We start from the raw sequence: 1,646 nt of genomic DNA, 5'->3' as shown, positions 1-1,646 counted from the left end.
GGTCCGGATGGCGAGGATCTCGCCCGCGCCGGCCTTGGCGAGCAGGTCGTTTCGGCCAACCTGGATCTCACCGCAATCACCCGGGCTCGATTACGGCTGCCGTACTTGAATGATGTCGCGCGGCTGGGTAGCCGCTTGCGGTCGCAGCTGCCGAACGCCAAACGGTCGCTGATCTGATCTTCAGAGAGCGCGCGCCGACTGTCGAACGATCAAGCCATTATTGGGCTCGTGGGTCCTCTGAGGCCGCGGGCGACCACTGGTCGAGCGATATTTTGAGCCGCGACGGTTTTTGGGCAACGCCCTCACGATGGCACGCAAGAGTTCTGCTAGCCATCGCGGAGCGGGCCGATGTTTTGGCCGATCCTGGCGAGGACCGCATTGATGCGATCTCTGTCGCGGCCTTTGACATAGCTGCGGTCCATGCGGTGCTCGCCTTGATATGCCGCCTTAAATCCGGACGTCGCTTGACAGCGATTGGTCGCCGATATCCATAGCGATGTGCTGCGGACCGTCTGCGCGCATCCCTTGCTTAATTGGTAGTGCGCATCTACACGAGTTCGGATGTGGCCGATCATATCGGCTGTGCGCCACGATATCCTAGACGCCGCGAGACAGTCGCCGCCGCATTCATGACAAGAGGTGCCAGCTGCCGTTCACTTTGCTGACTAAAATGAAATACCGGCATCGTGATGGCAATTGCGGCCGCAACTCGTCCCCTCCGATCGAGGACGACGGCCGCGATCGAGGCAATCTCGGGAATGAACTCTCCCACGTTGAGCGCGTATCCTCTCTCGCGAATGCTGCACAGCTCGCGTTCCAGAGCGCTCGCATCAGTGATTGTCCGCTCCGTGTAGCATTCGAGGCCGAGTGCCAAAACCTCATCCAGCGTGGAGCCAACCATTTGCGACAGCATAGCTTTTCCACTAGCCGTGCAGTGGGCCGGGTTGCGACGCCCGGGTGCTGCGATGTGCTTGATCGAACCGGGGCCAAGTGCATGCTCGACATTGATCGCCTCCGTCTTGTTCCAAAGACTGAGCGAGGCCGACTCCCTCGCGCGCTCGGCAAGTTCTTCCAGGTAAGGTCGCGCCACCCTGACCACATCGAGTTCACCAAGAAGTCTGCTCGCGAGCGCGATAAGCTCAACTCCGAGCACAAAGCGGCCAGTCTCGTCGTCGCGCTCGACAAATCGGTTGTGTTCAAGGGTCGCCAGTGTCCTGGAAACTGCGCTTGCATGCTTTCCTAGACGGCGCGCGATCTCATTTACACCGATCGGCTTTTCACTCGCGCCGACAACCCTCAGCAAATTCAACGCGCGTTGGACGGTCGTAACCTCTCCGACGGCTCGGCCGCGATTGCTTGGAGAACGTTTGCCAGAATTCATCGAAATACCTCGGCTACAAGGCGTTCATACACGTAGAGTGAATCTGTAACGAGTACTGCGGCGTGCCAGCGATTGATAATGTCTCGGTTCAGGCCGGGGCTGGCGAGTTCGTCTCTTTTGTCGGGTCGAGCGGCTCCGGAAAAACGACGACATTGATGATGGTTACGGGTCCAAGACCCCAACCGCTCGGCGAGATCTCTATCGGTGCTCGTTCCGTAACTGGGCTGCCAGTGCACAGGCGCAATATCGGGGTCGTGTTCCAAAA

General features: G+C 59.2%; 2 protein-coding genes. One reads left to right on the top strand and one right to left on the bottom strand.

From position 1 onward, the window contains the following. Positions 1 to 571 precede the first annotated feature (571 nt). On the bottom strand, positions 572 to 1,381 hold the full coding sequence (locus AC0L3S_RS38970) for an IclR family transcriptional regulator (RefSeq protein WP_259219134.1): 810 nt from the start codon (positions 1,379 to 1,381) through the stop codon (positions 572 to 574). Between the two features lie 62 nt (positions 1,382 to 1,443). On the opposite strand from AC0L3S_RS38970, the gene AC0L3S_RS38965 reads away from it, so the two are divergent. Further along, a partial coding sequence (locus AC0L3S_RS38965) for an ATP-binding cassette domain-containing protein (RefSeq protein ID WP_473285250.1) occupies positions 1,444 to 1,646 on the top strand: 203 nt, incomplete at its 3' end.

Source organism: Bradyrhizobium sp. Ken01 (assembly GCF_055807355.1).
The sequence above is the reverse complement of the archived record's forward strand: the minus strand, read 5'-3'. Positions and strand labels throughout refer to the sequence as shown.

Excerpts from the sequence above, each read along its gene's own strand:
- AC0L3S_RS38970 (WP_259219134.1), bottom strand. The coding sequence starts at position 1,381 with ATGAATTCTGGCAAACGTTCTCCAAGCAATCGCGGCCGAGCCGTCGGA.